This is a genomic window from Phytoactinopolyspora endophytica (assembly GCF_004138495.1).
Lineage (GTDB): Bacteria > Actinomycetota > Actinomycetes > Jiangellales > Jiangellaceae > Phytoactinopolyspora > Phytoactinopolyspora endophytica.
In genome coordinates, this window is sequence record NZ_ML142851.1 from 227,971 (window position 1) to 233,188 (window position 5,218).

At 65.2% G+C, this 5,218-nt stretch carries 7 protein-coding genes; 3 read left to right on the forward strand and 4 right to left on the reverse strand.

Annotation, left to right across the window (positions count from 1 at the left end; all coding sequences use genetic code 11):
* A partial coding sequence (locus tag ELR45_RS06920) for a TM0106 family RecB-like putative nuclease (protein ID WP_240759245.1) occupies positions 1-687 on the reverse strand: 687 nt, incomplete at its 3' end.
* Positions 688-1,092: 405 nt separating this feature from the next.
* Here ELR45_RS06920 and ELR45_RS06925 point away from each other — a divergent pair.
* Together ELR45_RS06925 and ELR45_RS06930 are read left to right on the forward strand one after the other, a co-directional pair.
* Positions 1,093-2,481 (forward strand): endo-1,4-beta-xylanase, encoded by a 1,389-nt coding sequence (locus ELR45_RS06925; RefSeq protein ID WP_129664581.1) that lies wholly within the window; start codon positions 1,093-1,095, stop codon positions 2,479-2,481.
* 162 nt (positions 2,482-2,643) lie between these two features.
* The gene (locus ELR45_RS06930; RefSeq protein ID WP_129664583.1) at positions 2,644-3,051 is read left to right on the forward strand and encodes a VOC family protein; all 408 of its coding nucleotides are present in this window, start codon (positions 2,644-2,646) and stop codon (positions 3,049-3,051) included.
* A gap of 112 nt (positions 3,052-3,163) precedes the next feature.
* Here ELR45_RS06930 and ELR45_RS34750 read toward each other — a convergent pair whose 3' ends face one another.
* A complete protein-coding gene (locus tag ELR45_RS34750; protein ID WP_165367547.1) occupies positions 3,164-3,307 on the reverse strand; it encodes a hypothetical protein in 144 nt (47 codons plus the stop codon).
* Between the two features lie 72 nt (positions 3,308-3,379).
* Entirely contained in the window at positions 3,380-3,994 is a 615-nt protein-coding gene (locus ELR45_RS06935) for a TetR/AcrR family transcriptional regulator (RefSeq protein WP_240759246.1), read from the reverse strand.
* A gap of 124 nt (positions 3,995-4,118) precedes the next feature.
* Here ELR45_RS06935 and ELR45_RS06940 point away from each other — a divergent pair, with 124 nt between their 5' ends.
* Complete coding sequence (locus ELR45_RS06940) at positions 4,119-4,979, forward strand: SDR family NAD(P)-dependent oxidoreductase (RefSeq protein ID WP_129664587.1); 861 nt, start codon at positions 4,119-4,121, stop codon at positions 4,977-4,979.
* Positions 4,980-5,069: 90 nt separating this feature from the next.
* On the opposite strand, the gene ELR45_RS42550 is transcribed toward ELR45_RS06940, so the two are convergent.
* Positions 5,070-5,218, reverse strand: a 149-nt coding sequence (locus ELR45_RS42550; RefSeq protein ID WP_420813844.1) for a 3-oxoacyl-[acyl-carrier-protein] synthase III C-terminal domain-containing protein, incomplete at its 5' end; no start/stop codon positions are given.

Consider the following 5,218-nt stretch of genomic DNA (forward strand, 5'->3'; position numbering starts at 1 on the left):
GAGAAACGGGATGAGAACCAGATCGTCGTCGTTGCGCCACTGCTCCTCGCAGGTGTCGGCCCACGGGCAGATGGCGCAGTGCGCGATCCGGACCGGGTAGGTCTCGGGCGGGTCGGCCAGCCACGCCTCGAAGGTGTGCATTGCGCGACGCGCATAGGCGGCGACGTCGACGTACGGGATGCTGACGGTGTCCCGGTTGCCGAGGATGACGGTGAGCGTTTCCGGCACCGCTCCCTGTAGCTCCTCCAGGCGCTTGGCGTAGACGGCCATCTGGAGCAGCGCGGACGCCTTGACGTGGCGGGCCAGCTTGGTGTCGGCGATGTCGTAGGACCAGTCACCAAGGTGGCTGGGCCGGGCGTCGTTGCGGATGAGGAAGTCTGCGTGGCCGCGCCAGCGCCCGTCGTAGAAGGTTGCCTGGAAGATGCGATCCGCGCCGCCCCTCATGGCGGCGAGCGTGAGCTCCTCGGCTTCGGCCGGGCCGGATGCGCGCGGGATCTCGACGACGCGGTGCGCCGTGGCCATCTCCGACAACACTGCCGCCTCGTGCGCGTCGCCGCGGGACCGAATGACGTCGGCGCTCGGATCGTCGCTGGCTGGGCGCCTGCGCCGGCCTTCAGCGACGTCCCGGTTCAACGTCGTGAGGTGCGGACACGCGAGATGCACCACGAGGTCCGTCGGGCTGAGCACCAGACGCTCCGTGCCGGCGAGGTACACGACTCCCACCCCCTTACGAGGTCAAGCCTGCACTATGCCACTGACACGTACCGCCTTTGCAATGCGCACCTATAGGCGTGCAGGGGTGCGCCGGCACCGCTCGTACGGGCGTGCGTCGCGTCGACGTGTGTGTTGCGTCGACGTGTGTTGCGTAGAGGTGCGCATTGCGAAGGGTGCGGGGGGAGCGCCCTGGCCGAAGGTACGCGTCCAGGGCACCCGCCAGGCAGATCTGACAGACACTTCCGCGCTTCTTCCCGATACTCAAGTCCGAAAATTTCATGGTAATTCCGAAGCAAACGTGCTGGTCACCATCTTCGCGGCAAATCGGTCGCATGGCGTGTAGTGACAGGCCGCGGCCCGGCTCGTAACCTGTCGGCCATGATCACACCTCGCCGTCGCCAAGCAGTCTTGGCTGGTGCGGCCCTGGTTGCCGCCACACTCGTCGTTCCAACCGGCACGGCCGAAGCGCAGGAAACCCTGCGTGGAGCGGCCGATGCTCAAGGCCTGCGGATGGGAGCCGCAGTCGCAAACGATCCGCTCTCTGGCAACACTCAATACCGGAACATTCTCGGAACAGAGTTCAACTCAGTCACGGCGGAGAACTCGATGAAATGGGAGTCGCTCCAGCCGAGCGAAGGCCAGTTCAACTGGTCCCAGGGCGACGCCATCGTGGAGTTCGCCCAAGACAACAACCAGGCCGTGTACGGGCACACGCTCGTCTGGCACAGTCAGGCACCCGACTGGCTGCAGAACCTGCAGGGCCAGCAACTCGACAGTGCCATGCAGACGCATATCTCCACCGTGCTGAACCACTACCAAGGTGACGTGGAGGCATGGGACGTCGCCAACGAGGTGATAGACGACGACGGCGATCTGCGGGACTCGTTCTGGCTGGAAGGGCTCGGGCCGGAGTACATCGCCGACGCGTTCCGTTACGCCGACGCCGCGGATCCGAACGCCAAGCTGTACATCAACGACTACAGCATCGACGGCATCAACACGAAGAGCAACGCGTACTACGACCTGGTCGTGGATCTGCTCAACCAAGGCGTTCCAATCGACGGCATCGGCCTGCAGGCACACCTGATCCTCGGTCAGGTGCCCAGCAGCATGGAGGAGAACATCCGGCGCTTCGCCGATCTCGGCCTCGAGGTGAGGATCACCGAGCTAGACATCCGCATGGACCTGCCAGTGACGCAGGCCAAGCTCGAGCAGCAACGGGATGACTACGCCGCCGTCGTGGACGCCTGCCTGGCGGTTGACGGCTGCGTCGGGATCACGACCTGGGGCTTCACTGATGCGTTCTCCTGGGTTCCGGACTGGTTCGACGGGCAGGGCGCCGCGCTGCCCTTCGACGAGTCCTACAACGAGAAGCCCGCGTACGACGGAATTCTCGAAGCTCTCGGCGGTGACCCGGACAATGGCGGGGGCAACGGCGACGACGGCGCGTGCGAAGTGTCCTACTCCGCCCGCGACTGGGGCGGCTCCGCAGGGTTCACGGCCTCGGTCACCATCACCAATACCGGGTCCGGGCAGATCAATGGATGGACGCTCGGCTTCCGGTTCCCGAGCGGCCAGACCGTCACCGACGGCTGGTCGGCGGACTGGTCACAGAACGACGCCGACGTGACGGCGACGAGCATGGGCTGGAACGGCGCGCTGCCGCCGGGCGGGTCGACGAGCATCGGGTTCAACGGCACCCACTCCGGCAGTAACCCGGCGCCGACCGACTTCACGCTCAACGGCGAGCCCTGCACATTGGGTTAGCGCGGCCAACGCACAAGCCAACGGGAGGCGGGTCGCCGGGAACCCGCCTCCCGTTCATGTGCGTCTTCGCGGAGAAAGACGCGTTGGCGCCGATGACTCTCCGGCCGGCCGCCGGTCTGTCCCTATGAGCGACAAACCAGCTGAGGAAAAGGGAGACTATCGATGTCGAGGATGACGTTCATCAACCTGCCGGTGCAGGACCTGGCGAGGACAGTTGAGTTCTTCACCAAGCTCGGCTTCTCATTCGACGAGACGTTCACGGACGAGAACGCGACTTGCATGATCATCAGCGATGACTCGTATGTCATGCTCCTCGTCGAGCCGTTCTTCAAGGGATTCACGAACGCTGAGATCCCTGACCCGACGAAGAGCTCCGAGGTCATCGTGGGTCTGTCGGCCCAGAGCCGAGAGGAGATCGACGCCCTGCGCGGCACGGCCGTGGAGGCCGGCGCGGAGTCCCTAGGAGACCCGCAGGACGACGGATTCATGTACATGTGGGGCTTCAGAGACTTAGATGGGCATCAGTGGTCGTTCATCTACATGGACGACTCCGCCGTCCCGGAACAGTAGAAGTCGAATTAGCGTTGGTAAGAGCCAACGCCGAGACGGTGGCTGGACGAGGTCAGGGGGGCCTGCCGTGTACTACATGCTTGCGCCTGCGCCGACGCGATGGCGCGGCTTATCACTGAAAATAGGCGGCGGAGACGTCGTCTTCTGGGTAGAAGGACTCGATCGCCAACTCGGAGACGGCGACATCGGTGGAGGCGCCGAAGACTGTGGTCATGCTGAACAGTGAGATCACGCCGTGGTCGGTCTTCAGCCGCATCGGGACGATGAGCGACGGTTGAGCAGTCGTCGCGCCTCCACGCGGTCATGCCGAACGGCCGCAGGCTGCGTGTCAGTCGCGCGGCCTCAGGCCTGCGAGGGCGGTCTCGAGGACGGCATCGGCATACTCATGTGTGAGTGATCCGCTGCGCGTCAGCCACCTGTTCATGAGCGGGCCGAAGATCAGCTCGACCGCCGTGTCCAGATCTGTGTCCGGCGCCAGCTGGCCGGCGAGCTGGGCGCTGTGCAGCCGGGCTCGTTTCGCCTGATGCATGTGCCGTGCGAGGCGGTCCTCGTAATCGGCCGCCAGCTGAGCATCTTCTATCAGTGCGACGCTCAGTGAGCGCATCGGGCGGTCGAACCGGGCGTCGTTGAACTCGTCCACGGTAGCCCGCAGGACTGTTCTCAGGTCGGCCTCGAGGTCACCGGTATCCGGTAGCGCGATGTGACCCTGGTCGTTCTCGCTCCCACCGAGTACGGCATCGAAGAGGACGGCTGCTTTCGACGGCCACCATCGGTAGATGGTCTGTTTCCCGACGCCGGCGCGCGATGCGATGGCCTCGACACTCAGTCGGGTGTAGGGCAGTTCTCCGGCCAGCTCCAAGGCCGCCGACAGGATGGCCTGACGGGACTGTTCGTTCCGGCGTGATGCGTGGGCGCGATTGGGGGCGGGCGTCCGAGGGTTCACATGGACCATCCTACGTCCTTCGAGACGAGACGGTCCGTCTTGACAATCCCCGTGCGCTGCCTCATGCTTGCAACTATGAAACGAGACGGTCCGTCTCGTGAATGATTCAACTGGAGGTACCGGCGTGACTACCCCTTCCCCGTCCGCATCCCCGTCCCGTGTCTGGCTCGTCACCGGGGCCAGCCGCGGTCTCGGGCTCGCCTTCGCCTGGGCAGCGCTTGAGGCAGGCGACCGTGTGGTGGCCGCATCGCGGAGCATGACGGAGACACCGTACCTGTTGGCGGGCTACGAGGACCGTGTGCTGCCAGTGGTTCTCGACGTCACCGACCGGGCCGCCGTCTTCACCGCGGTTGATGAGGCCGTGAACCATTTCGGCCGGATCGATGTGGTGATCAATAACGCCGGCAACATGTGGTCCGGCGCGGTTGAAGAGTTCACCGAGCAGGAGGCGCGAGATCAGTTCGAGGTCAACTTCTACGGTGCTCTGTGGGTCAGCCAGGCCGTGGTTCCGCAGCTCAGAAGGCAGGGCTCCGGGCACATCATCCAGATCTCCAGCATCGGCGCGCTCGGCGCCTTCCCCACGACCGGGCTGTACAGCGCCAGCAAGTTCGCCCTCGAAGGCATGAGCGAGGCGCTGGCGGCGGAGGTCGCACCTTTCGGAGTCTCGGTCACCATCGTGCAGCCGGGCGGCTACTGGACCGATCTGTACACCTCCATGCGGTTCACCTCGCCGGACGAGGATTACGCGCCGATGCGGCAAGAGCTGGAGAGACAGTTCTCCGAAGGCAGTGTGGACAGCGCTCCGGAGCTGGCGGCGCAGGCAGTGCTGGCGCTCGCCGACAGCGAGAAGCCGCCGTTGCGGCTGCTCCTCGGCAGTATGGTCTATGACCTCGCGTTCGACATCTCGAGGCAGCGCATGCAGACCTGGGCAGAATGGGAGGACGTCAGCCGGGCCGCGGAGCACGCCATACCCCAGCCGGGATGAGATCGCACGCGCGAGGCCGGGTTGATCAGAACCCGGCCTCCACCGGCACGGCTTCGATGGAGGCCGAGACGCAGATCATCTTTGAGCAGGTCAGGGGGCGGTGACGACCTGCCCGGCCCAGGACAGACCACCGCCGAAGCTGAACAGCAGCACCGGCGCGCCCGGCGGAATGTCGCCGCGTTCCACCAGCTTGGCCAGCGCCAACGGGACGGACGCCGCCGAGGTGTTGCCCGAATCGA

Coding starts and splice junctions, on each gene's coding strand:
- ELR45_RS06925 (WP_129664581.1), top strand. CDS start 1,093: ATGATCACACCTCGCCGTCGCCAAGCAGTCTTGGCTGGTGCGGCCCTG.
- ELR45_RS06930 (WP_129664583.1), top strand. CDS start 2,644: ATGTCGAGGATGACGTTCATCAACCTGCCGGTGCAGGACCTGGCGAGG.
- ELR45_RS34750 (WP_165367547.1), bottom strand. CDS start 3,307: ATGCGGCTGAAGACCGACCACGGCGTGATCTCACTGTTCAGCATGACC.